General features: G+C 51.1%; 19 protein-coding genes. 9 read left to right on the forward strand and 10 right to left on the reverse strand.

Going from position 1 to position 24,360, the window contains the following annotated elements; translation table 11 throughout:
- The first annotated feature begins 63 nt into the window (after positions 1 to 63).
- Together IE117_RS09065 and IE117_RS09070 are read left to right on the forward strand one after the other, a co-directional pair.
- Positions 64 to 510: a hypothetical protein gene (locus IE117_RS09065; RefSeq protein ID WP_189563964.1), complete on the forward strand. Its 447-nt coding sequence runs from the start codon at positions 64 to 66 to the stop codon at positions 508 to 510.
- Positions 511 to 824: 314 nt separating this feature from the next.
- Complete coding sequence (locus IE117_RS09070; RefSeq protein WP_189563965.1) at positions 825 to 1,154, forward strand: polyhydroxyalkanoic acid system family protein; 330 nt, start codon at positions 825 to 827, stop codon at positions 1,152 to 1,154.
- A gap of 98 nt (positions 1,155 to 1,252) precedes the next feature.
- On the opposite strand, the gene IE117_RS09075 is transcribed toward IE117_RS09070, so the two are convergent.
- Entirely contained in the window at positions 1,253 to 1,894 is a 642-nt protein-coding gene (locus tag IE117_RS09075) for a hypothetical protein (protein WP_189563966.1), read from the reverse strand.
- Positions 1,895 to 1,927: 33 nt separating this feature from the next.
- Positions 1,928 to 3,139 (reverse strand): THUMP-like domain-containing protein, encoded by a 1,212-nt coding sequence (locus IE117_RS09080; RefSeq protein WP_189563967.1) that lies wholly within the window; start codon positions 3,137 to 3,139, stop codon positions 1,928 to 1,930.
- A gap of 56 nt (positions 3,140 to 3,195) precedes the next feature.
- Between IE117_RS09080 and IE117_RS09085 the strand changes: the two genes are divergently transcribed.
- The 3 genes from IE117_RS09085 (at position 3,196) to acs (ending at position 7,539) form a co-directional block, all read left to right on the forward strand.
- Entirely contained in the window at positions 3,196 to 3,459 is a 264-nt protein-coding gene (locus tag IE117_RS09085; RefSeq protein ID WP_189563968.1) for a DUF4212 domain-containing protein, read from the forward strand.
- Between the two features lie 117 nt (positions 3,460 to 3,576).
- Entirely contained in the window at positions 3,577 to 5,274 is a 1,698-nt protein-coding gene (locus IE117_RS09090; RefSeq protein WP_189563969.1) for a sodium:solute symporter family protein, read from the forward strand.
- 375 nt (positions 5,275 to 5,649) lie between these two features.
- Positions 5,650 to 7,539: an acetate--CoA ligase gene (acs, locus tag IE117_RS09095; protein WP_189563970.1), complete on the forward strand. Its 1,890-nt coding sequence runs from the start codon at positions 5,650 to 5,652 to the stop codon at positions 7,537 to 7,539.
- A 73-nt stretch (positions 7,540 to 7,612) separates the two neighbouring features.
- Here acs and IE117_RS09100 read toward each other — a convergent pair whose 3' ends face one another.
- From IE117_RS09100 to IE117_RS09110, 3 genes are all read right to left on the reverse strand, one after another.
- Entirely contained in the window at positions 7,613 to 8,470 is an 858-nt protein-coding gene (locus IE117_RS09100; protein ID WP_189563971.1) for a sugar phosphate isomerase/epimerase family protein, read from the reverse strand.
- Positions 8,471 to 8,892: 422 nt separating this feature from the next.
- Positions 8,893 to 9,651: a M48 family metalloprotease gene (locus IE117_RS09105; RefSeq protein ID WP_189563972.1), complete on the reverse strand. Its 759-nt coding sequence runs from the start codon at positions 9,649 to 9,651 to the stop codon at positions 8,893 to 8,895.
- 485 nt (positions 9,652 to 10,136) lie between these two features.
- Positions 10,137 to 10,628, reverse strand: coding sequence for a response regulator (locus IE117_RS09110; RefSeq protein WP_189563973.1), 492 nt, complete (start codon positions 10,626 to 10,628; stop codon positions 10,137 to 10,139).
- A gap of 164 nt (positions 10,629 to 10,792) precedes the next feature.
- Here IE117_RS09110 and IE117_RS09115 point away from each other — a divergent pair, with 164 nt between their 5' ends.
- Positions 10,793 to 12,061 (forward strand): sensor histidine kinase, encoded by a 1,269-nt coding sequence (locus tag IE117_RS09115; RefSeq protein ID WP_189563974.1) that lies wholly within the window; start codon positions 10,793 to 10,795, stop codon positions 12,059 to 12,061.
- A 98-nt stretch (positions 12,062 to 12,159) separates the two neighbouring features.
- Here the strand turns inward: IE117_RS09115 and IE117_RS09120 are convergent, their stop codons facing one another.
- A complete protein-coding gene (locus tag IE117_RS09120) occupies positions 12,160 to 14,577 on the reverse strand; it encodes an AsmA-like C-terminal region-containing protein (RefSeq protein WP_229580571.1) in 2,418 nt (805 codons plus the stop codon).
- A gap of 41 nt (positions 14,578 to 14,618) precedes the next feature.
- Complete coding sequence (locus tag IE117_RS09125; RefSeq protein ID WP_308439273.1) at positions 14,619 to 14,801, reverse strand: FeoB-associated Cys-rich membrane protein; 183 nt, start codon at positions 14,799 to 14,801, stop codon at positions 14,619 to 14,621.
- Between the two features lie 195 nt (positions 14,802 to 14,996).
- Between IE117_RS09125 and IE117_RS09130 the strand changes: the two genes are divergently transcribed.
- Complete coding sequence (locus IE117_RS09130) at positions 14,997 to 15,302, forward strand: rhodanese-like domain-containing protein (protein WP_189563976.1); 306 nt, start codon at positions 14,997 to 14,999, stop codon at positions 15,300 to 15,302.
- 57 nt (positions 15,303 to 15,359) lie between these two features.
- A complete protein-coding gene (locus IE117_RS09135; RefSeq protein WP_189563977.1) occupies positions 15,360 to 16,604 on the forward strand; it encodes a M14 family metallopeptidase in 1,245 nt (414 codons plus the stop codon).
- A gap of 38 nt (positions 16,605 to 16,642) precedes the next feature.
- Here the strand turns inward: IE117_RS09135 and IE117_RS09140 are convergent, their stop codons facing one another.
- From IE117_RS09140 to fumC, 3 genes are all read right to left on the reverse strand, one after another.
- A complete protein-coding gene (locus tag IE117_RS09140; protein WP_189563978.1) occupies positions 16,643 to 18,046 on the reverse strand; it encodes a SusD/RagB family nutrient-binding outer membrane lipoprotein in 1,404 nt (467 codons plus the stop codon).
- Positions 18,047 to 18,151: 105 nt separating this feature from the next.
- Positions 18,152 to 21,358: a SusC/RagA family TonB-linked outer membrane protein gene (locus IE117_RS09145; RefSeq protein ID WP_189563979.1), complete on the reverse strand. Its 3,207-nt coding sequence runs from the start codon at positions 21,356 to 21,358 to the stop codon at positions 18,152 to 18,154.
- Positions 21,359 to 21,666: 308 nt separating this feature from the next.
- Entirely contained in the window at positions 21,667 to 23,073 is a 1,407-nt protein-coding gene (fumC, locus tag IE117_RS09150; RefSeq protein WP_189563980.1) for a class II fumarate hydratase, read from the reverse strand.
- A gap of 176 nt (positions 23,074 to 23,249) precedes the next feature.
- On the opposite strand from fumC, the gene IE117_RS09155 reads away from it, so the two are divergent.
- On the forward strand, positions 23,250 to 24,356 hold the full coding sequence (locus IE117_RS09155; protein ID WP_189563981.1) for a BamA/TamA family outer membrane protein: 1,107 nt from the start codon (positions 23,250 to 23,252) through the stop codon (positions 24,354 to 24,356).
- Positions 24,357 to 24,360: the final 4 nt, after the last annotated feature.

The following is a 24,360-nucleotide window of genomic DNA, read 5'->3' on the forward strand; positions in this document are numbered from 1 at the left end:
ACCAAAAACAATGGGTAGATGAAAGTTCGTCTATCCTCATTTTTTACAGCTGCCGCTCCGTAGATGAAGACCTTGCAATTCCAATCCGCAACCAGGCGGGGAGATGACAACAGAAAAGAGAGGCATTACCATGATTACCTCATCGGGGGGGAAAGCCTACACAAAATACTGGGTCTGTCACCTCTTGATCTGGTTACTCCGTTTGGGTGGAATGTCCGCAAAGACTACGAATGGGAGAGTCTGTATGAGCTGATTTTTGTCAAAAAACCTCGGTTGATAACCGGACGCGTGCCACTGTACGTTTGTCCGGAATGCGGCGATCTGGCATGCGGGGCCATCACTGCGGAGGTACTTGATCTTGAAAATAAAATAATTTGGAAGGCCTTCGGTTATGAGAATGACTATGAAGGGGTGATAGATTCGTACGCTGCCCTTCAACCCATCGAGCTGGATCGGGATTCCTACTATAAGGCGCTCCTGAACCTGAGTTATAATCTGGCCAGAAAGTAGCTTAGCGTGGTTACGTGCTCACAATTCTTCACATTGCTGAAACAATAGACCGGGGGAAGTAGCAAAACACAATCCATCGCTCTGATGTGGTTGAGTCTGGCTGCCGAGGTGTGTGACGACATGGCTGAATTTTTGATTTGGCCTTACAAACTCATTGCTAACGGCATATCGCTCACTGACTGTGCTAGGGTTCATAAAGGATTGCTCGAAATCTGAAAGGAGTACCAATCATGGCACCAAATTTATATACGACATTGAATGCTGATTGTAATCAACATCAGGTATAGTTTCATAGCATTCAAATAGAAGAAACCATGAGAATTGAACGAAATCATAAGGCAAGCCAGCAAGTGGCTATCCAGAAAATAGATTCTTTTTTAGACGAACTGATGAAGCGGGATTTTCCGGGCGGCGTGATCGTGAAAGAACCTACTAAAAGCTGGTCAGGAAACACCATGGACTTTTCTTTTAAGTTAAAGAAAGGTCTGATAAGCACTAAAATAGCAGGAAGTATTCGGGTGGAAGAGGGGAAAATTATCATGGATTCCGAATTGCCTGGTCTGGTCAGAACATTCGTATCAGAAGAAAAGATTTCAGATGTGATAACCCAGCAAATTGACAACCTGTTTGTTGGTAAACAATAGTCTCCTTTCAAGGCAGGAAAGGAACCAACTACCATTTAGTCAAGAGAGTGATGGGTTTGCCGGCAATGGGGTCATTCGGAGGGCCGTAGTGTGTACACTCACATTTTGGGGATACGACCCTTGGCAGCTTCCAGATCTTTTTGCTTGTTTTCCAGATCGATGATTGATCCGGCCAGATCGGCTTTGTTCGTTTCTTGGTCGCGCAGCAATTCTTCCAGCTTCTTCTGCGTTCGCTCTATCTCCTTCACGATGCGCTCATTGTCACGTTCGAGGTTTTTGTGATTCTTGTCGGCTTCGGCGTAGTATTCTTCGGCCATTCTCACTTCATCGCGGGCTACTGCGTAGGAAGAGAATTCTTTCAGGAAATTCTCGGTGGCTGTGTACGTGCTGTCGGTGAAGTTGGAAATAAAATGGTTGCCGACTTTTACCGCCAAAAAAACGTGGCTGATGTTACGAACAGAAGAAACCTGGCTCAGCATTTCCACGGGTTCATGCGAAATGGATGGGACATTGGCCCGGTCCACCGAAATAACGCCCCGGCGGCTGTGGGTTTTGCCGTAGGTATTCAGGAATTCATCCCAGTAGTTTTCCAAGTAGCGTGAGGGAATGCCGGAATTGAGATTTAGCCCGAAGTAATCTTTGCCATTGAGGTTTTCTTTTCCGGGAAAAACACCCTGCGCATTGGTATCGGGCGTGCACACCATGCCCAGCAAGAGAAGGAGGTAAATTTTTGTTCTCATATGATTTTTACTAAAAAGGAGGTACTTTTTTGTTTAAATATACGGTTTACGGGCCACAATGACAACTTTTTTGCCATCGAAAAGGGTCGCCGCAAAGAGATATACGTCGCCGCCTTCTTTTATACGCCACTTCTTCCGTAAGTCATCCACTTTTCCAGGAAAGTTACGAAGCGTGAGGTTGGCGCGACCCTCGGGGACAAATTCAGCCAGGGCACGGGCGTCTGGTCGGCAAACGGCAACTACCTCAAAACTTCGTCCTGGAAAATCGGCTATCAACTTTCTGGATGTGTAAAGGTGGGTGTTTGAGGCGAGTTTGATCTGGCCCAATCGCACCGCCAGACTTTTAAAAGCTCCCGCCTTCAGAATGGCCGCGTGCGGTTCATAGAGGTACTTTTGGGGGGCATCGTACGAAGGTGCCGCTTCGGCTTCTTCCTGCCGGGTAAAATCAAAACTGTGTAGAACGCCCCCATCATCACTCAGAATCCTCACCTTTAATGGGATGTGTCCAGCCGGCACGGACGACTGATGTAAGACGTAAAGTACCTCCTTACACTCGCTGTCAAACCCTGTGACATAGACCTCCTGAACGGAATTCATTTGATTTACAGCCAGATCGATATCAAGCAGTGGCGCGGTCTTGACCAAAACATTGGGCGCCGAACGGAAAAGCGTGGGTAACGACTCTGTCAGGTCGGGAGTACAGTCGGCCAGTTGCGCTACTTTCCGTTTACGGTCGTCGCGGCGGGCAGGATCGGCATATATCCAGTCGGCAGGTTCAGGGTTTTGCGCAAGTGCAGCGATGGCGTCTTCCTCCCTGATCTCAACTTTATTTAAAATCCCCAGTTTGCCGAAATTGTAGGCCGTTGCCCTGGCTACTTCGGATAACTGTTCGAAATAAACCGTTTTCTCGAAGTTCTGAGCCAAATAATGGCAATCCACGCCCATACCGCCCGTAATGTCGATTAATTTCTGACCCGAGATAAGGCTGGCCTTGAAGCGCGCTGTGGCCTCGGAGGAGCTTTGTTCTACCGAAAGGGGCGGGGGGAAATACAATTTTTCGTTGGCATACCAGTCGGGTAGTTTATGTTTTGCCTTTTGCCGGGCCGCAATCTGGAGCGCCGCTTTTCTGACATCAATATCCTGATAGCGATTGCTTTGCAACAGCAGGGTTGGAACATCGTCTTTGATATGTTCCTGAATAAAGGCTTGCTCCTGAAAAGTAAGATGGCAAAATGAATCATTCATAAGGTAAAATTACGCCTTTCTGATCTTTGGCTAAGGAATTCTCCCAAACTAACCTGATGAAGACACCCGACAAAACCACCGCCCAACGCTACTGGAAAGAAAACCTCACCTATCTGGCGATTCTGCTGGTAATCTGGTTTCTGGTTTCCTATGGTGCGGGGATTCTCTTCGCCGATGCCCTCAACAATTTCAGACTGGGCGGTTTCAAGTTAGGCTTCTGGTTCGCCCAGCAAGGTTCCATCTACGTTTTCGTGCTCCTTATTTTTGTCTATATCTTCCTGATGAACCGACTGGATAGGAAGTATGGCTATGACGAATGAGGTGTGAAGTCCCAAAGGTGCAAAGCCACAAAATGATATTTCCGAGCTGAGCAACAATGGCTCATAACTCACAAACATAAAACAACTCGGGCCACCCCGTCATAAACTACCCCTCCCTTGGACGTAAGAATCTGGACTTATATAATTGTTGGCTTGACCTTCGCCCTTTACATTGGTATCGCCATTTGGTCGCGAGCGGGTAGCACCAAGGAATTCTACGTAGCGGGCGGCGGCGTGTCGCCGCTGGCCAATGGCCTGGCTACGGCGGCAGACTGGATGTCGGCTGCGTCGTTTATTTCGATGGCCGGCTTGATTTCTTTTATGGGCTACGATGGCACCGTCTATCTCATGGGCTGGACGGGAGGTTATGTGCTACTGGCTTTACTACTAGCGCCTTATCTGAGAAAATTTGGTAAGTTTACCGTCCCCGACTTTATAGGTGACCGTTACTACTCCAATGTTGCCCGCACGGTGGCAGTGATTTGCGCCTTGCTAGTGTCGTTCACTTATGTGGCCGGACAAATGCGCGGGGTAGGGGTAGTTTTCTCCCGTTTTCTGGAAGTGGATATCAATACGGGCGTCATTATCGGGATGGTGATCGTGCTGTTTTATGCCGTGTTGGGTGGCATGAAGGGTATTACCTACACACAGGTGGCGCAATACTGCGTGCTGATTTTTGCCTTCATGGTTCCGGCGATCATGATTTCTTTCAACATGACGGGTGCGATCATTCCCCAGATCGGAATGGGAAGTACCTTGTCCGATGGCTCGGGGGTGTATCTATTGGATAAACTGGATGGCCTGTCCCGCGAATTAGGTTTTGCTGAGTACACGCAGGGGACCAAATCAAAAATTGACCTGTTTGCAATTACGCTGGCGTTGATGGTCGGTACGGCGGGACTACCGCACGTGATCGTCCGGTTTTTTACCGTCAAGCGTGTGAAAGACGCCCGAATGTCGGCGGGCCTGGCGCTGTTTTTCATCGCCATTCTGTACACCACTGCTCCCGCGATTTCGGTGTTCGCCCGGACAAACCTCATCGAAACCGTCAGCAACCGCGACTACGCTTCGGTACCCAAATGGTTCAAAAACTGGGAGACGACCGGGCTTCTAGCTTTCGATGACAAGAACAACGACGGCAAAATTCAATACGTAGCCGATCCCGAAGTCAACGAATTGAAAATCGACAACGACATCATGGTGCTGGCTAACCCCGAAATTGCCCAGTTGCCCAACTGGGTCATTGCCCTTCTGGCAGCGGGCGGACTGGCGGCGGCGCTCTCCACGGCAGCGGGGCTGCTGCTGGTGATTTCTGCCTCGGTGTCGCACGACTTGTTGAAAAAGATGATCTTACCCAATATTTCTGAGAAAGGCGAACTGATTGCCGCCCGGGTATCGGCTACCTTGGCCGTTTGCGTGGCGGGGTACTTTGGCATTAACCCGCCCGGCTTTGTGGCGGCGGTAGTTGCGCTGGCCTTTGGGCTGGCGGCGGCCTCATTTTTTCCGGCTATTATCCTGGGGATTTTTTATAAAAAAATGAACAAGGAAGGGGCCGTGGCCGGGATGATCGTCGGCACGCTGCTGATGCTGTTCTACATGATCAAGTTCAAATTGGGCTGGCTGGGAGCAGCGCCGTCGCCCGCTTCCGAATGGTGGTTTGGTATTTCACCCGAGGGCTTCGGCTCGGTGGCCATGCTGGCAAATTTTATAGTCTCGCTGGTAATCAGCGCCTTCACGCCCGATCCACCCGAGGATGTGCAGCAGATTGTGGAAGAGATTCGGCTGCCGAGTGGAGCAGGGGAGGCGACGCATTGAGGTTCGGGGAATATTCTAACCTGTGGCCCCTCGCTAGCCGATTCAAAGTACCCCTCCTGGGCTCATTGGTTCTTCTCAATCAAATAAATTGCATTGGTCTGTAAAGAGAATTATACGGTTTTTCCTTCTGACTCACTTTCTCGATTCTCAGACGGGCTCTACTAAACCAGTTTTAAAAAAACCGTTTTTTCCTTCAAAAATATTGATCGTTGAATTATTCATGATCAGTGACCTAATGGCATACGGTTATTCCCGCCGGCGGGATAAATCAGTTTAATCAGGTAATATTTTCGTATATTTTCCCAATTTTTAATCAATAATGTGAATCTCTGCCGATTGTATATCCGGCACCAAATGCTAAACCTTGCAACTTTGATGAAAACGACCACATTTGAAGAATACCAGGCTGCCTACGATAAAAGTGTAAACGATCCCGAAGCGTTTTGGGCAGACATAGCAGGCCATTTTCAGTGGCGCAAACCCTGGGATAAAGTACTGGAATGGAACTTCGAAGAACCAAAAATCGAGTGGTTCAAAGGCGCAAAACTGAACATCACCGAGAACGCGCTGGACCGTCACCTGGCCGAGCGCGGCGAACAGCCTGCCCTCATCTGGGAGCCGAATGAACCTGATGATAAAGCGGTGACGATTACGTACAGTCAGCTTCACCGCCGGGTCTGCCGCTTTGCCAATGTCTTGAAAAAGCACGGCGTAGGCAAAGGCGACCGGGTTTGCATCTATCTACCCATGGTACCTGAGCTGGCTATTTCTGTGCTGGCCTGCGCCCGCATTGGGGCCATCCACTCGGTGGTATTCGGCGGCTTTTCGGCCCGTTCCATAGCTGACCGCATCAACGACGCAGCATGCACCATGGTCATTACTTCCGATGGAGCTTTTCGGGGAGCCAAAGTCATTCCAATGAAGGAAACCGTGGATGATGCCCTCGAAAAATGCTCGACAGTGAAAGATGTCATCGTCATGACCCGCACCCGCACGCCTGTCTCGATGCTCAAAGGCCGCGACCACTGGTGGGAAGAGGAGGTGAAATATGTGGATGCTGATTGTCCCGCGGAAGAAATGGACGCCGAAGACCCGCTTTTCATACTGTATACTTCCGGTTCCACGGGTAAGCCCAAAGGGGTTGTCCATACATGTGGCGGGTACATGGTGTATGCGACTTATACCTTCGCTAATGTTTTTCAGTATGAGCCGGGTGAGCTTCACTTTTGTACGGCAGATATCGGCTGGATTACCGGACACAGCTACATCGTTTATGGTCCTTTGTGCTACGGTGCTACGTCGCTGATGTTCGAAGGCGTCCCTACTTATCCCGATGCCGGACGTTTTTGGGAAATTACCGAGAAACACAAGGTCAATATTCTCTACACTGCCCCCACTGCTATCCGCGCGCTGATTTGCTTTGGATTGCAATACGTTAAAGATCACGATCTTTCATCCTTGAAAAAGCTGGGGTCGGTCGGTGAGCCTATCAACGAAGAAGCCTGGCAGTGGTACAAACACAACATTGGCCACGACGATACTCCATTGGTCGATACCTGGTGGCAAACCGAGACGGGCGGAATAATGATATCGTCCATCGCGGGCGTTACGCCCGAGAAACCCACATTTGCCACGCTACCGCTGCCGGGCGTGCAGCCCGTGCTGGTGGACGAGGCCGGGAAGGTAATCGAAGGCAACGGTGTCAGTGGTAATCTTTGCATCAAATTTCCCTGGCCCGGCATGCTGCGCACGACCTGGGGTGACCACGACCGCTGCCAGAAGACCTACTTCTCCGCTTATCCCGGCATGTACTTCACGGGTGACGGCTGTCTGCGCGATGAGGACGGAATGTACCGTATCACAGGCCGGGTAGACGACGTCATCAATGTATCGGGCCACCGTATCGGCACTGCGGAAGTCGAGAATGCCATCAACATGCACCTGGGCGTTGTCGAGTCGGCGGTAGTGGGTTATCCGCACGATATAAAAGGGCAGGGTATTTACGCCTATGTCATCACCGAAAAATGGCCCGACGAACCGGAGATGATGCGCAAGGATATTGGTGCTACGGTCGCCCGGGTGATCGGCCCCATTGCCCGGCCCGATAAAGTGCAGTTTGTCACGGGTTTGCCCAAAACCCGGTCTGGAAAAATCATGCGACGCATTTTGCGCAAAGTTGCCGAAGGCGATACGTCAAATCTGGGCGATACCTCCACGCTGCTTGATCCGGCAGTCGTGGAGGAAATCAAAGACGGGGCATTGTAGGCATTGGCTTTTGAGCCATTTTTAGTCCTTGTTTTAAGAACAGAGATGAATGTATTTGCTGCGGTTGCCGTACTTATACATTCATCTTTTTGATATTGGCATAGCTGATCGCAATCGCTTCCAGGGGCGGCTGCTTCGTAACGTCCTGCTCCACGAAAAGATGTTTCAAACCCGCGGTCTTGCCCGCATCCAGAATGCGCTGGAAGTCGATGGAACCATTACCCACCTCGGCAAACTCCCGTTTTTCGGTTTTGGCCATATCCTTCATGTGGACCAGCGGAAACCGGCCGGGATTTTGTTTGAATAGGGTTACGGCATCCTGCTTGGCAAAGGAGGACCAGTACAAGTCCAATTCCATCTTGACCAGCTTAGGATCCGTTTCTTTCAGAATCATATCATACGGGATTTTTCCGCCTACGGTCTCAAACTCGAAATCGTGGTTGTGGTAACAAAACTGAACCCCGGCCTTCTGGCAAACTTCACCAGCTTTATTGAAGAGGTCGATAAATTTTTTGTAGTCGTCTAGTGTCCGCTCATTGGGCATGAGGAAGGCACAGGCCACGTACTTTTGTCCGGCGGCGGCCGCATCGTCCACCAGTTGGTTGAGGCTGGTTTGTAGCTGGCCGGGCATATAATGGCCGCTAGGTGTGGACATGCCCAGCGATTTGAGGTAGTTTTTGAATTCGGCGGGCGCCATCCCAAAAAACTTGCCATCTGCATAGCCGAACGTCTCGACCTCGGTAAAGCCTATGTCGGCCACTTTTTTCAAAGTACCCTTCGGATCTTTTCCCATCAAATTGCGCAGGGTGTAGAGTTGCAAACCAATATTTTTGGGTGGTTTGGCCCAGGAAATAGTCTTGGTAAGAAAGGGAAGCGTCAGTGCAAGGGCGCCGGTTTTTAAGAATTCTTTACGGGTAATGGTCGGGGTCATGATTGGAGTATTTTGAATGTTTTCATGAAGATTAAACGCAATAATCAAGTGGGAAGTACCTGCTGATTGAAAACATTAGGTGTTCCCTGGAATTGCCTATTGCTGGTCGAGGGAGTAGTTTGTCATTTCATTGCGTATCCGGATCTGCCGGGATGGTTGCCCACAAAATGATCATTTTGTGGGCAACATTTTCACCCGCCTCATTGCACCTTCACCCATCCCATCCGTCATTTACCACAGCAGGAAACCCAGACCTGTCCAACCCTCCGCTGGCACTAGGCTCTTTTCCGGGTAGAGCGCCAGCCGGAGACGGCTATCCGGGCGTTCTTCGCTTACTTATAGCATGGCCTTGCGCAGTGATATGGCCTTTATTTTTCTTCACAACAACGTGTAAAGCAGCGGCTATGGGTTATACTCCAAAACTACCGTACTCCTTCTTGTTTGGCGCGGGCGCGTACCCGGGCGGCGCGTGCCTTGCTGTCGGGGTGCGTGGAAAGGAACTGGGGTACTTTCCCGCCGCCCGCCTTGTCGAGCTTTTCGAACGACGAAGCCAAAGCCAGTACGCTCTGGCCGTTGCGTTTGAGGAACGCATAGCTGAAATCGTCAGCCTCAGTTTCCTGCTGTCGGCTAAACGACGCTGCTGCCACGTAATCGGCGAGGCCCCCCAGCTCGGAACGCGATAATTGGCCCACTACACCATCGTTGGCAGCCGCGGCATTGCGCAGGGCCGAGCGGCGCAGTGCACTTTTGGTCGCATCGTGCGAATCTTTATTGACGACATGCCCGATTTCGTGACCGATAATGGCCAGAATTTCCTTGTCGTTCATGATGTCCATCAAACCTTGAAATACGCGCACACTGCCATCGGCGGTTGCGAAAGCGTTCACATCGGGTACTTTGTAGACTTTATAGTTCAGCTTGATGCCATTGATGGTAGGGTAGCGCCCCACAATGCGGCTAAGGCGTTTGGCGTAGGGGTCACTGGCACTGGCTACCGGATTTTTCGCATCCATTTCCTTGACCGCCTCCCGCGAAATTTCGGCCACCTGAGCATTGGTGATGGTGGCCGACATCAGTGCATCGATTCCCGCCTGTACGAGGTTCGGGCTGAGTTGAGCCTGGGCCACCGGCGCAGTCAACAGGCCAAGCATTAGGATATATAAGCTTGCTATCTTTTTCATGATTTCTATACGGTTTGTTTTATGTTCAGCACTACTTTCAGTATGTGAAATTCATTAGTTTGAATCCCTCCTTCATCAAAAGTTTAGTGCCACCCCTATTCCGATTCGGGACCGATTGACCTTTTTTGTGAGTCAACTAAATGAGAGTTAGGAAGTTGATTAAATGGTGAATTTTTCATCTTCCTTGGAGATTTTATTCAGGCAACCCAAGTACATGTGACAAACCGAATTTAGCGAATTGGGCTGATCAATCCAGGCGGGGCTGTACGTTAAAGTACCTGCGCACCCTGCCTGTGCCGATAGCCGGGGAGGGGATAGCCATGGACCGTGGCTTAAAAAACATGTCGGTATTTCGGGGCTACAACCGTGTCAAAGGGACCGTATTTCGCACCAAATTGAGAGTGACGACACAAAGTCTACGCGTGCATTGAGTACATCCGCAGATGTTGTGCCAGAATGTGTAGAAAGGCAGGCGAATCGGATTCTTACCCCCGTTGCGGAAGGCTCACGGTTTCCAGCCAGAATTCGCGTAGATTGGTGAAGTAATCCGCCCATTCCTGATAATCGGGAGATTTGACTACATAGGCATTGGCGCCCCGGGCGTAGCAATCCTTGATGTCCGAGTCCTGATCGGAGTAGCTGAACATCACGATGGGGATAGGCGGGGATTTCTTTGCCTTGAAGAATTCTTTGATCGTCTGCAGCGCGAGTAATCCCGCTTCCCTGCTCGGCAAGTAAAGGTCGGCAAGGATCAGCTTGGGCGTTTGGTGAGCTAGGCTATTCTCCTGATCTGCCAAATACTTCAAGGCTTCTTTCCCATTTTCTACCCCAATGGCGTTCACGCCGGGCATACATTCGTCCAGCGTCGATTTGATCAAAAACAGATGATCCGGATTGTCTTCGATAAGGAGAAGGGTAGTTTTTCTGAAATCGGTTTTTGGGGGAATCTTTACCTTGGAAGTAGCGGAATTATTCATCGTAAATATCGAATCGGGCGGGATCAGGATTGAGTGGTAATAGCAAATATAGCCCTAAACAAATTGTTTAACCAGGTAAGAACAAAATAATCTTTATATTTGATGGTAACCATCCAAATATAAATCTACCAGTCCTGCGCATGGGCTGTCCCACAAACCCAAGTATGCCATCAGACCTGATAGCGCCACCTGTGAAAATTGCCGATTACTTATTTAGCCGCCGCGATGCCATTCTGCAACGCTGGCGAATGAAATGCGAGGAAGACGAGAGTCTGGCACATGTCGTCGTGCTTGATCGCATTGAGTTTAACGACCACCTCCCGATGATCCTCAATATTTTGGGGCAGCGGCTGCGTAATGAACCCGAGGACGCCGACCCGGTGCACCTGGCTAATTTCCACGGGCTGCATCGCTGGCGCAAGGGACGAATGCTAGGCGACATCCTCAATGAACTAGATTATTTGTACGAAATCCTCAATGACGAATTGACGATTTTCAAAGAGTTCAACCCGGAGGCAGATGTTACGGAAATATTGACCGCAGCAGTACAAATTGCGCGTTTGAAAGAAGAAACCATTCGTGGCAGCGTGACGGAATACGCTATCCAACAGCAGATTGCCGCCGCCAGTCGCAGCGCAAGTCTGCAAAGGGCTCTGGACGACCTCAATAAGTTGGGGCGTAACCGGGGTGAGATCCTGCGGACATCCTCGCACGATCTCAAAAGCAACTTTGGGGTTATTCAGGGCGTGACCTCTTTGCTGAATCAGGACGGTCGTACTGAGGAGGAACGCGCCCAGTTGATCAAAATGCTGAGCCGGAACTTGACAAGTTTGCAAGACGTACTGGTCCAGCTCACTGATTTGGCGCGGCTGGAAGCAGGGCAGGAGGAATTCCAGCTGTCGGAGTTTGACGCTTCCAAGATAATCAGGGAAGTAGTGGCGGGGGCACGTCCCGTGGCCGAGGGAAAAAAACTGATGCTTATGGCCGACGGACCCGAGGAGATGAAGGTGCAGGGGGACGTGGTCAAGGTCAAAAGGATCGTTCATAATCTTTTGATGAACGCTATCAGATATACGTCCCAGGGCGTCGTGTCAGTCTCCTGGTCTTCGGAGGACGGGGTACGCTGGCATATTGGTATTCAGGATTCCGGACCGGGCCTGCCGCCGAATCTGGCGTCGGTCATTTCTGCCCAACTGAAACCCCATTCTGAACCCACCGCTGTTCTGGAACCAGATCCTACGGCCGGAACGCAGCATCCGCCGATTTCGCTTCCGGAAGAGCCAATTGCTTCGCCCGGCCAGCCCGACGGGGAGGGTTTGGGGTTGCACATCGTCAGGCATTTGTGCGAATTGATGTCCGCCAGCTTGACCGTCGAGTCAGTTGCGGGAAAAGGCTCCTTATTCAGTATCCGGCTTCCAATGGCGTACGATTAATATAAAATCCTCAATCGTATTGAATAATATTGGGTAAATAAATGATTACCAGTTATTTTTGTTCACTATTCTAATTGTCAGGCAGCGTTTTGTGAGGTCTAGTCGAATCTTTTCATCTTGTCGTAACGGATTCGCACCTCATCGCCTTCGTTGATCGCCCTCAGGTACAGAATCTGGCCCTTTACATCTTCTATTTCTCTAATCTCCAATTGATTCTGCGGCGCCTTTCGTTTAAGGTTGTTCATCGGAATCTGGATACTGAGGTCGGTTTTGTTGCCAAAACTATATACCCCATCCAGGAAAAAATAAAGCACGTTGGCCTGCACCTTCATGCGGGCTACTTTGATTTCCTCTCCTTGCAGAACGAATGTTGTTCGTAAAGGAGCCAGACGGACATTGTCCCAGGCGCGATTCTTGAAAACCAGTTTACGTATATCCAGCATGGGTTTGAAATTCAGAATTTGCCCTTTCTCCAGATTCACGTTTATGTTTCCACGCATCGAGGATCTCAGTAAGGAGGTGTCGCTTTTTATTTTGGCTTGAAATGCAAAATCGGCAGACAGGATGCCACGCAGATTTTTGTCTGTGATGGCCTTTTGGCCAAAATTACCCATTGAATGGAATACGGATCTGATGTTCGCCTGTGCCACTTTTCCCTTCACGTAAAAAATGGGAAGCTTACGGCCTCCGTAGGTTTTGATTCCGCCGGAAATGCCGACTCGGCCGCCGCAGGTATTCATTGAAAGGTTGCGCAATTCAAGCGACTGGTTCTGAATCGTGACATTGCCCCGCAACTGGGTAGCCACCAACTGCCGGTATTTCATTTGTTTCGCTTCCAGGCTGGCTGTTACTTTCAACTTTTCAATTGTTTCGTCCAGGAGCTTGGTAAGGCGGAATTTTGACTTGCCCCGCTGCCGTCGCTGCCGCATTCCCGCCAGCCGGTCGGGCCAGGTGACATTCCACTCGGGGATGGCGATGTGCACAAAGGCTTCGGCGGGCCGTTGGGAGCCAAAAAGGGAGGCAGGCAAGTACAGTACCTTGCCCGAAATAGTGAGGTCGTTACGGCCGTCGTGCATCGTCAGCCGCGGCAGTATGGCCTGGTTTTCATCGAATCTTACCTCACCGTTCAGGCGGCTGACGTTGATGTGTCCCGTTTTTTTGGCAAAGGCAATGTCATTCATTTGCAGACTACCCCTCAACTTTCCGGTCATGCGGTCGGCAACAGGATCATAAAACTTTACCGGGCTTCCCTCGTAGTGAAACTTGAGCGTGGCATTGCCTTTCCGGACGGCATAAAGGCTGGTGTCCAGCAGCGCGTTGACAGTGGCCGGCGTCGCAGCCAGCGAAAAATCCATAACGGATGTGGCGGTTTTAAGGTTGGTAATACTTAGCGAACCGCGTAACGGGATCGTCTCGAAATAGCCCACGGCCTCGCTGACCGTAATTCGCGAATTGGGGTCGCCCGTAGGAGCGTTCGGGTCAAGGCGGTTGGTAAAAGTACCTTTGACTCTCATGTCTCGCAGGAAGCCGTATGGCAGTGCGTAGCGGAAGGTGTCGGTCTGGAACTGGACGGTAAGTAGCGGGGAAGGGTCATTCAACAGTCCGCGAAGCTGAATATCAGCCTGCAGGGTGGGAAGTATTTTTCGCTTGGCAATGGCTTTTTCCAATTTGGCCGGCAGCAGATGCAGCGTAGCCGCCAAATCCGTTTTCTCCAATGAAAAATCGAGTGCCAGTCGGCCTGGCTTTTCGGCTAGATGGATATCTCCATGGAACCTGATCGCATCCACTTTCGGATCGTTTACCTGCACCGTCGAAGGATTTATTCGCCACAAATGCCGGGCCGGGAAGTAATCGAGATCGAGGTGGGTCTGCGCGGATTGCTTCCGGAAAAAGCTGCCTCTGGCGGCGTTGAAAACCAACTCTTCGAAGAATACAGAGCCGTCGATCAGGAAACGACGCGTAGAGTCAGTCCGCCCCAACTGGCTCTCGACCTGCCGCAGGGTGGCGGCAAATTTCTTGTTTTTCAGGGAATCGACGTACTGGATCGGGCAATCGCGGAAAATGATTTTTTCAAGATTGCCAAAGTAGTTCCTGCTCTGATTGACGGGTAAATCGGATTCCCATCTCTGCTCGACTGTTTCAAACAGAGAAGCATTGGTGTAGCCATCTTTGCCCCTGAAAACCTTAACCACCCCACGCTCCACACCGAGTTTGCGAATCTGTACCTCTCCCCGCAATAGCTTGCCGAAATCCAGCGTTGCGCTCACGCTCTCCGCCGCCAGCAGGGGTACATGGTAGCGGGCGAATCGCCGGCCAGTCAACCTGACATCGTGAAAGGAGAAAGTGATCCCCACGCCATGCTTGAAAGGCGTAAAGCCCACATCACGCACACTCAGTTCGCCGTCCAGGTTTTCACGGGAAATCTGCTCGATCTGCTGCAAAAACCGTGTTTTGTAAGTGATGGCCCAAGCGGAAAGGCCGCCCAATAACACGAGCAGCGACAAAATAGCCAGCAATAATCTTTTTGAAAAAGGACGGCGCAGCATTCCGGGAAAAACTAAGCCTGGTTATTTTCAGACACAGGCTGCTTTGCCGAAACTAGTTTGTCGGTTTCCCCGCAACCGCAGCCCTTCCCACAGCCTGCCTGCGCCGGACGGCGTAGCGACACCCAGGCCCGTCTGCCCAGATAACCAACGGCGGCAAGAAAAATAAGCAGGACGATAAGTTGCTGAGACATCATAAAAAAGTCAATTTGCCTGTCTGTTTGTGTTGGTACTTTACCGCCAAATCGAATATTTGAATGCAAAGCGGACTTCCATTGGCGATAATATAAAGATTCTGACGGTGAAAATGTTCCTCATTCTATTTTCTATCTTTGAAACTTATCCAATCTAAGGCCAGGAAAGGCTGTAACTGCTTTTGATACACCATCAAAATGCCACAAAAAAACTACACCGATATTGACTTGTCCGAAATGCACCGGCTGCAAAAACAGCCAGGGACGGTTGTAGTCGACGTGCGGGAACCCTGGGAGTTTGAGGAATTCAACGAAGGGGGAATCAATATCCCGCTTTCCAAAATCCGGGAGAACCGTAAAATTCTGGACCCTTATACTGATGTCGTTGTCATCTGCACGAATGGTACCCGCAGCAAAGTGGCCGCTATGGACTATTGCCGGGTTAGTACCTGGACGGACAAAAACATCTACCACTTGAAAGGAGGAATTCTGGAAGCAGAGTGAATTTTACGAATTTTTCCAGGAAAGTCACACCTTTGAAATTTTTTCAAACAGAACGCTATGACTCAAAAAAACTACCTGACAGGCTGTGTACTGTTGCTTTTTCTGAATGCTGGCTGTACCAGGGAAATGTACAACCCTGACTCCCGCCCGCACGAATTCCCCAACTACGTCGATACGGAAACCAGGCCGGTTCAATACCAGGAAAAGAAAACGTATGTGACCGCTCAGGGTGTATCGGCTTCCAACCAATTTAACGGCGCTCGGCTGAACGATTTTGAAGCGGAGAACGACAGTACTTTCACCGTCAGCATCGAACCCGAAAACACGCCCATCAATCCCAGTCCCTGGTACGCATTCAAACTGTGGAGCGAAACTCCGAGGAAGGTTTATCTCAATATCGATTACCATAACGGCAAGCACCGTTATCTGCCCAAGCTATCGTACGATGGTAGAGTATGGACCGACCTTGACAGCAACCTGATAATAAAGCGAGGCGGTAATGTCCAATTTCCGCTGAACCTCAGCCAGGATACGCTCTGGGTGGCCGGACAGGAGCTGTTTACTACGGAGCACCTGCGCGGTTGGCTGGCGGAAATTAAGCGGAAAAGCCCGGAAACGAAAATGGATACCTACGGGAAAAGCACGCTGGGACGTCCGCTTTACACGGCCAGCCTATTTGAAAAAAATAAAGGGCAGAACGAGATAATCGTGCTGATGAGTCGTCAGCACCCGCCCGAAACTACCGGGCAACTCGCCTTCCTGCATTTCGTGGAAAGACTGCTTGAAGAAGACCCACTCACTGAAAAATTCAAGCAAAAGTACCAGGTACTTCTCTTCCCGATGCAGAACCCCGACGGCGTGGACCTGGGCCACTGGCGGCACAATGCCGGCGGCATCGATCTCAATCGTGACTGGGACCGCTACAATCAGCCCGAAACGAGGCAGATGGCCAAGTACCTTGTCGAGTTTGCAAATAAAAATCAGGCGAGGGTCATCATGGGTCTGGACTTTCACTCAACCTATGAGGACGTGTACTACACCAACAATTCCGACACGGCCTCAGCCTATCCTGATTTCACCAACGTCTGGCTGAACGAAATCAAACGGGCAATTCCTGATTATGAGCCCAACATTTCCCCATCCAACGTTGGTCAGCCAGTGAGCAAGGGCTGGTTTTTCGTGCGGTTCAACGCTGTGGGGATTACTTACGAAATCGGCGACGATACGCCCCGTGATTTTATAAAAACCAAGAGCCGTATCGCCGCCGAGAAAATGATGGAAGTACTTTTGAATGATGAGTGAGGATGGCTCGCAAACCATTCATCACTTATCATTCATCATTATTTATTCACCTCCGTTTCCGTGAAAATTCCCGAATCGCGGGGTGCGTTGCGGTTGGCGCTCAGTTCGGTTTGAGCCACTACAAAGCGCTGTGGGTACTTGGTAGCGGTGGCCGAATTGAACGGGGGCAGCACTGCGATAGCCTTTTCCTTAACACTCAGCCTCCGCAAATCATCGAAAGGCATCAAACCCGTGAAGCCCGACACATAGCGCTCCTCGATTATTTCGCGCAGCAAGGCTTGTTTAGAGTCCAGATTATCGGCATTCTCGATTCCGCCTTTTTCAAAGTCTGCCAGCACGTAGGGGTCGTACTTCAGCGCGTCGGTTGCGTTTAACTTCTGAAAGGCAGTGCCCGAAGCCAGATAAGCCCGAAGTTTGTTCAACTGCTTCAATCCTTCTTCGGCGCTCACGGTGCGGGTACCTGCTTCAGCCAGAATGAGCAGATTCTCTTCAAAACCAATCAAGGTCATCGGGCGACCTGCGGCAGCAATGCCTTTGTTATTGTTAGCCGAATTCCCATCAAAACGGTAGTAAGTCAAGCGGGCAGCCTCGTTGGTTTTGGCATTGTTTCGTTTGCCGGAAAGCAGCGTTTCCAGGTGCCCGCCAGCGAAAGTCCAATAGCCACCCCGCTCATTGATCATCTTATAGTTGAGATTAAAGCTCCCGTTACCAATGTTGGGCGGCGTGAAAACCAGCGCTTCATTGCTGGCGGAAATACCCTTGGAGGCGGCTTCATACGCTTTGTCATACTCACGGGTGTACATATAAAGCCGGGCTTTCAACGTGTAGGCTACTTTGGTCCATTTCAGGGTGTTTCCGGCAAGGTACAGATCTTCCGGCACCGCAGTGTTAGCCGCACTGCCCAGGTCGGCAATAGCGCCGTCCAATAGGGTTTGGAGCTGTGCAAAAACCTCCTTCTGGGTGTCAAACTTTGGGTCGGCGATGTCGTCGTTGGATATTTCGCTGTACGGCACATCACCGAAAAGGTTGGCGATAGTTCCCACGGTGTTCGCCTCGATCACCTTGGAGATTCCCGAGAACTGGGCGGCCTTGGGGCTGTCGGCAGTGTGCTCGCGCAGTAGTCTTGCTTGCTTTACCACGCCCTGATAAGCGTTTTGCCAGATGCCATTGGTTTCTTCGGCGGAGAGGTTGTACTCATATATGCTCTTGTAGAGCAGGGCCGCGCCGCGCGTTTGGCCGCTCCACATGCCCGAAATTCGGGTTTGGTGGCCCAGCTGCACGCTGACGTTAGCGAGTTCCATGCCTTTCAGCAACAGGACTCCCGCCTGAAAGTTGTCCGAAGAAATCTCATTCGGGTTGTCATTGATATCCTTCACCAGCGACTCACAGCCGGAGCCGGCAAGCAGAAGGAAAGAAAGTGAGAGGTACTTTATGTGTTTCATCTGTTCAATTTTGAATGAGTGAATGAGTGAATGAGAGAGTACTTGACTCTGTCTTCAATTCATTTCAAAAAGCCGAAAGCCAACAGCCGATGGCCGACAGCCATATTAATAATTGATCTTCACTGTGAATACCCAAGACCTTGTGCTTGGATTGGTGAAGTACTCGATGCCAAAGCCGTTGTCGACGCCCGACTGGTTGACCTCAGGGTCGATGCCTTTGACTTTGGTCCAGAGTTTCAGGTTTCGGCCCGAAACGGACAGGTCAATGGAGCCTAGCTTGGTGGCGTTGCGGAATTTGGCCCCGCCAATGCTGTAGCCCAAAGATATCTCGCGGAGGCGGGTCCAGCTACCATCGGTGATCGAGAACTCATTGATGGCTGAGCCACCCAGGCCTCCGCCCAGGGTAGTGTACCATTGCTCGTCGAGCAGGATATCACCGGCACCATAGTTGCCAATGTTGCCACGAACCGTAGTACCCGCCGGGAAAATGGTGCCCGCCGCATTTTTCAGGTCTTTGGTCAGTGTCACTTCGTTCTCGGTATCATTGTAGGTACCAAAGCTGTTCAGCACGAAACGCGTGCGCTCAGCGAAATCACCACCCTGATACGTCTCGAAAAGTACATTGAACGACAGCCCTTTGAACGCTCCCCGCAGGCCCAGGCCGCCCCGCCAGTCTGGGTTCGGGTCACCGATAATTCCTTGTTCGGGAGCAAGTTTGGGAAAGCCGTTCTCGTCCAGATCCAGGGAGCCGTCAGGCTTCCGGGCGGCCCGGCTACCGAACAGGATGCCCAGCGGCTGCCCCACGATGGCATTGGAAGTAATGGACTGGTCGGTGAGGGCCACGCGATCCACGCCGGCCAGGTCAAGGACTTTATTGCGATTGTTGTTAAAGTTGCCGTAAAAATCGAGCGAGAAGTTGTCCTTCTTGAGCGTCGCAAGATTGAAGTCAATTTCCAGACCCCGGTTTTCCATGCGTCCGGCGTTGGCATACTTGGACAAAAAGCCCGAACTAGGTGACAGGTTCACCGCCAGCAAAATGTCATTAATCTCGTTTTTGTAATAAGTGGCTCCCAGCGTGAGTCGATCGCGAAAGAAACGCAGGTCGGTACCTATCTCAAACTCCGTCTTTATTTCAGGTTTTAGATTGGCGTTGCCCTGGTCGTCATTCAGGCGAAAACCACCCCCAAACTCGTTGATGTCCAGTGCGTCGTCGTAGGTGCCGTACGTGAAAGTTTCGTAAGTCGTGCCGAATTTATAGGGTAGTGGTTGCACGCCCACCTGTCCGTAGGAAAGGCGCAATTTTCCAAAGGAAAATATATCGTTTTGATTCTTTATCAAATCACTAAACTGCCAGGCCAGATCCGCTGAAGGATAGAAAAACGTACCGCTAATGGTGGAAGCGGCTTCCTGCGTACCGGACACATTCAGAAAAATCTGCTTGAATATGTCAAACGACAGAATGCCATAGCCCCGGTTGGACCGGATGCGGGTGGTATTGTTTCTGATGTCAAAAGGGGCAACGCCATTGGCGAAAGTCGGCAAGCGGCTGTTGACCAGGAAATTGTTGGTAGAGGCATAAAGACTCCCGCGGTTGCGGTCATTGATATTGAAGCCGGCAGTCACGTTCAGCCCTACTTTGTCGGGAATCAGATTCGGAAAATCGGCCCGGGCGATGGCATCCACGTTAATTTCCGTATTGGTGATGTCCTCATTGTCGAGTCGTCCGTTGGTAAAGCTCGCCGAGCCCACCGGAGCGAAATACACCCGCTTGTCCACATAGGTGTCAATCCCGCCGCGCAGGTCAAGCTGCAGCCAGCTGACGGGGTTGATGTTCAGGTTGGAATTGGCATTGAAGCGGTTGACCTTCGTAGTGCCTTCCTGTTCGTTAACGGTCCATAGCGGATTGTTGTAGGTTGGGTTGACGTTGTTCCCCAGATAACGGCGGTAGCTGCGCTGCCGGTCGGTTGTGGCGACACCCGTCGCACTGAAATGGGTGCCGATATAAGGGTTTTGATCAAAATCAGGCGGCGTCCTGAGCAGTCCGAGGTACAATCCTGCCGTGTTGGAGTTCTGCTGGATGCGGTTGGCATCCGAAAAGACGTAGTTGGCCTTAGTGGTCAGATTTACGTAATTGTTAAAAAACGTCTGGTTGTTGAACCGCATCGTGAACCGTGTGTAATCACTGTTCTTGATAATGCCGTCCTGTCCCAGATAACCCAGGCTGAAATAGTTGGTGGTTTTGCCGCCGCCACCCGAAATCGTCAGGTTGTGGTCCAGAAAAGAACCCGTGCGAAAAACATCGTTAAAATTGTCATCCACAAAGGTCTGCTGTGAGTTCTTGGTCCTGATGGGATAAACTTTCTCGCCGTTCTGGCCCAGAAAATACTCTCCCGAGGTAGTCACTGCATCTTCGCCTCCCGCACGGGCTGATATTTTATCGCCCCAGGAGTTGGCCGAGGTGGCGTTGTACTTGCCTCCCGTGCCTTGTCCCCAGGTAGTTTGCAAAGGGTGCTTACGGTTGATCTCATCCAGCGAATAACTTGCCGAATACGAAATTTTCATTCGCTGGTTCAGCTTGCCCTGCTTGGTAGTAATCACCAGGACGCCGTTAGCTGCACGTGACCCCCAAAGTGCCGCCGCCGAGGCGCCTTTCAAGACCTGCACCGATTCAACGTCCTCAGGATTCAGGTCGTTGAGCCGCGACTGCTGCGACACGCCGCCCGCCCGCGAACTACCGCTGCCGTAGAGGTTATCGTTGGAAATCGGAACGCCATCGACGATTACCAATGGCTGCGAGGAGCCGCCGATGGTGTTGGCACCGCGAATCTGGATGCTGGTACCGGCACCGGGGTCGCCGTTGGCGCGGGCGATCTTCACACCCGATGCTTTTCCCGCCAGGCTATTGAGGATTCCCACCTCGCCGGTCGTTTTGATGGCCTGAGAAGTCACCGTGGAAGAAGTGGAGCCGGAGCGGTCTTTCTGGGTTTTGAAGCCCAGGGCGTTAACTACCACCTCCTGCAGTTGATTGCTTTCCTGATCGAGCGACACATTGATGGTCGTCTGACCATTGATGTCCTTGGTTACGGTGGCGTAGCCAATAAAGCTAAACGCCAGTTGGGTGGCACCTGCGGGAACTGTCAGTTCGTAGTTGCCCGAGGCATCCGTCGTTGTACCTGTATTGGTGCCTTTGACCAATACGCTGACACCAGGCAGCGGCGACGACTGATCATCGATCACCTTGCCCTGGATTTGAGTTTGTGCGTGTGCCTCAAAAAGAATGAGACTCAGCAATAAGAGGAGAGTTTTCTTCATACTTGATGGATTAAGAAATTGAAATGGAATAAAAAGAGTAAAATGATTAATAAGGAAGCGACGCGGAGTTTTCGCGGAATCCTTACAAATCGCCTGGCAAAATAGACTTTTTTTGGGGATGTCACTAAATTTATGGGTTGAACGGCAGACCCTATATGTCTGAGCACCGGTGAGTTTGGCAACACTAGAAAAGCGGACAACATGGTGGTATGTCCATGTTGTCCGCTTTTCTAGTGTTGCCTCCCTGTTTTTTGATAAGGTACGGGGAGAGGCGATCTTTCCAGGGGCTTCGATTATTGGGAGAAGCCTTAGCCTAAATCCACCTTGCCTACCATCTCCTCCGGCTTTACCCATTCGTCAAATTCTTCCGGCGACAGGTACCCAAGTGCTACGGCAGTTTCCTTTAAGGTACTTCCGTTCTTGTGGGCAGTCTGGGCGATTTCGGCGGCTTTGTAGTAGCCGATTTTTGGATTGAGGGCCGTGACAAGCATCAGCGAGTTGTTGACGTGCTTCTGGATATTCTCCCGGATGGGCTCGATGCCCACGGCGCAGTTGTCGTTGAACGATACGCACACATCTCCGATCAGCCGGGCTGAATGGAGAAAGTTGTAGGCCATCATGGGCTTAAAGACGTTCAACTCGAAGTGGCCATTGGCTCCTCCGACACTGATCGCCACGTCGTTGCCAAGTACCTGCGCCGCGACCATCGTCATGGCTTCACACTGGGTGGGATTCACCTTACCGGGCATGATGGAACTACCCGGTTCGTTATCGGGGATTTGGATTTCGCCGATCCCGGCACGCGGACCGGAAGACAGCATCCTGATATCGTTCCCGATTTTCATCAGGCTTACAGCCACCGTCTTCAGCGCGCCATGTGCTTCCACGATGGCGTCGTGGGCAGCCAGGGCTTCGAATTTGTTTTCCGCCGTCACAAAGGGAAGACCGGTTAGGTCAGCGATGTGCGCAGCGACGTTTTCGGAATAGCCTTCCGGCGTGTTGATGCCCGTGCCAACGGCAGTGCCGCCCAGTGCCAGTTCCGAGAGATGTGCCAGGGTATGGTCGATGGCTTTCAGTCCGTGGGTGAGCTGTGAGGCGTAACCCGAAAATTCCTGCCCCAGCGTGAGGGGCGTTGCATCCATGAAGTGCGTGCGACCGATTTTGACTACGTCCCTGAACGCCTCAGATTTAGCTTTCAACGTATCACGGAGTTTGGTGATGCCGGGTATAGTCAATTCGATCAGAATCTTGTAAGCCGCGATGTGCATGGCCGTGGGAAACGTGTCGTTGGACGACTGCGATTTGTTTACATCGTCGTTGGGGTGCAGGAATTTCTGTTTATCAGCCAGGTCGCCGCCGTTGAGCACATGACCACGGTAGGCGATCACCTCATTCGTGTTCATGTTGGATTGCGTCCCTGAGCCCGTTTGCCAAACTACCAGCGGAAACTGGTCGTCAAGGTCTCCTGCCAGAATCTCATCGCAGACTTTACCGATCAAATCGGCTTTTTCCCGGTCCAGCACTCCCGCATCGGCGTTGGTAAGCGCGGCGGCCATCTTGAGGTAGGCAAAAGCTTTAATGATTTCCTTGGGCATCTTGTTGATGTCCTGAGCGATCGGGAAATTCTGGATTGAGCGCTGGGTTTGGGCACCCCAATACACGTCGGCGGGTACTTGCACTTCGCCCATCGTGTCTTTTTCTATACGGTAGTTCAATTTTGAATGAGTGATTGAGTGAATAAATTAATCGACTTTCGCAAATCGTAAAATTAGGCCGGAATGGGGAGTTTTGGTATTATTTATGGGGAAAGTTCGGAAGAAAGGCTTAATGTGGGGCATTGGCAACCCTTTACGGACATCCTTCGTATCTTCTCCAAAAATCTCCGGTTTATATGCGCTTTCTTTTGCTGTTGTTACTATTGGGTAGTCACTTTTGCGCTTACGCATTCTCCTTTCCAACTGATTCTACAAAGAAAGCCGATACGTCCGGGTTTCTTACCGATACCAAATTCATAGTATTGCCCGTCGCTTTCAGGTTGCCCGAAACGGGCTGGGGCGGGGGAGTGGTCGGCACCACTACTTTCTCATTTGCCAAAGATACGGTGCGTAACAAACCCTCCCAGATTTCCTTTGGTGCCACCTACACTCAGAAAAAGCAAATCCTGTTTTTCGTCCCATTCAATGTTTTCTACGACAACAACCGCTACTACTTCAATGGCGACAACGGCTGGTTCAAATATAATTTCAACTATTACGGAATCGGTGAGGATCGTGTGCCGGAAGAAAAATTCGACGTGACTTTTCCCCGCATTCGTCTTTTGGCCGCCAGGCTTGTCGCTCCCAGGACTTACCTGGGGCTACGCTATCAGTACGAAAGCTACAAGGTCACCGGGACCGTCGAAGACGGAGAGCTAGCCACGGGTCGCATTGCGGGCAGCGATTTCAGCCGCACGTCCAGCCTTGGGCCATCCATTTTGCGCGACAGCCGCGACCAGGTTTTTTATCCCAGAAGAGGAATGTTCGGTGAATTGTATGTTCTGCCTACTTCCAGAATTTTTGGTGCCGACCGGAACTTTACCAGAATCTATCTCGACGTTGCCAACTACTTCTCCCTGCATGAGCGGGTCGTGCTGGCTACAAACTATACGGCCAGCGCGATATTTGGCGATGACATTCCGTTCAGCCAACTGTCATTTCTGGGCGGGCCCAAGAAAATGAGAGGGATTTACGAAGGTTTTTTTCGCGACAGAAACGCCCTTCTTGGCCAGGCCGAGTTGCGTTGGGAAGTGTGGAAATTTATCGGCTTGACTGGCTTTGGGTCGCTGGGATTCCTGGGCAACGAAAACGATGGCATCCGCTTCAACAAACCCAAATACACCTACGGCGGCGGATTACGCATTACGGCTCAAAAGAAAAATCACCTGAACATTCGTCTCGACTACGGCCTTTCTCCCTATGCCGAAGGGAACTTTTACATCACGATCGGGGAGGCTTTTTGACAAG

Source organism: Persicitalea jodogahamensis, from assembly GCF_014651615.1.
Taxonomy (GTDB): Bacteria; Bacteroidota; Bacteroidia; order Cytophagales; family Spirosomataceae; genus Persicitalea; species Persicitalea jodogahamensis.

Coding starts and splice junctions, on each gene's coding strand:
- IE117_RS09130 (WP_189563976.1), top strand. CDS start 14,997: ATGCCACAAAAAAACTACACCGATATTGACTTGTCCGAAATGCACCGG.
- IE117_RS09135 (WP_189563977.1), top strand. CDS start 15,360: ATGACTCAAAAAAACTACCTGACAGGCTGTGTACTGTTGCTTTTTCTG.
- IE117_RS09140 (WP_189563978.1), bottom strand. CDS start 18,046: ATGAAACACATAAAGTACCTCTCACTTTCTTTCCTTCTGCTTGCCGGC.
- IE117_RS09100 (WP_189563971.1), bottom strand. CDS start 8,470: ATGACCCCGACCATTACCCGTAAAGAATTCTTAAAAACCGGCGCCCTT.
- IE117_RS09110 (WP_189563973.1), bottom strand. CDS start 10,628: ATGAATAATTCCGCTACTTCCAAGGTAAAGATTCCCCCAAAAACCGAT.
- IE117_RS09080 (WP_189563967.1), bottom strand. CDS start 3,139: ATGAATGATTCATTTTGCCATCTTACTTTTCAGGAGCAAGCCTTTATT.
- IE117_RS09105 (WP_189563972.1), bottom strand. CDS start 9,651: ATGAAAAAGATAGCAAGCTTATATATCCTAATGCTTGGCCTGTTGACT.
- IE117_RS09065 (WP_189563964.1), top strand. CDS start 64: ATGAAGACCTTGCAATTCCAATCCGCAACCAGGCGGGGAGATGACAAC.
- IE117_RS09115 (WP_189563974.1), top strand. CDS start 10,793: ATGCCATCAGACCTGATAGCGCCACCTGTGAAAATTGCCGATTACTTA.
- IE117_RS09070 (WP_189563965.1), top strand. CDS start 825: ATGAGAATTGAACGAAATCATAAGGCAAGCCAGCAAGTGGCTATCCAG.
- IE117_RS09155 (WP_189563981.1), top strand. CDS start 23,250: ATGCGCTTTCTTTTGCTGTTGTTACTATTGGGTAGTCACTTTTGCGCT.
- IE117_RS09075 (WP_189563966.1), bottom strand. CDS start 1,894: ATGAGAACAAAAATTTACCTCCTTCTCTTGCTGGGCATGGTGTGCACG.
- IE117_RS09085 (WP_189563968.1), top strand. CDS start 3,196: ATGAAGACACCCGACAAAACCACCGCCCAACGCTACTGGAAAGAAAAC.
- IE117_RS09125 (WP_308439273.1), bottom strand. CDS start 14,801: ATGATGTCTCAGCAACTTATCGTCCTGCTTATTTTTCTTGCCGCCGTT.
- IE117_RS09145 (WP_189563979.1), bottom strand. CDS start 21,358: ATGAAGAAAACTCTCCTCTTATTGCTGAGTCTCATTCTTTTTGAGGCA.
- acs (WP_189563970.1), top strand. CDS start 5,650: ATGAAAACGACCACATTTGAAGAATACCAGGCTGCCTACGATAAAAGT.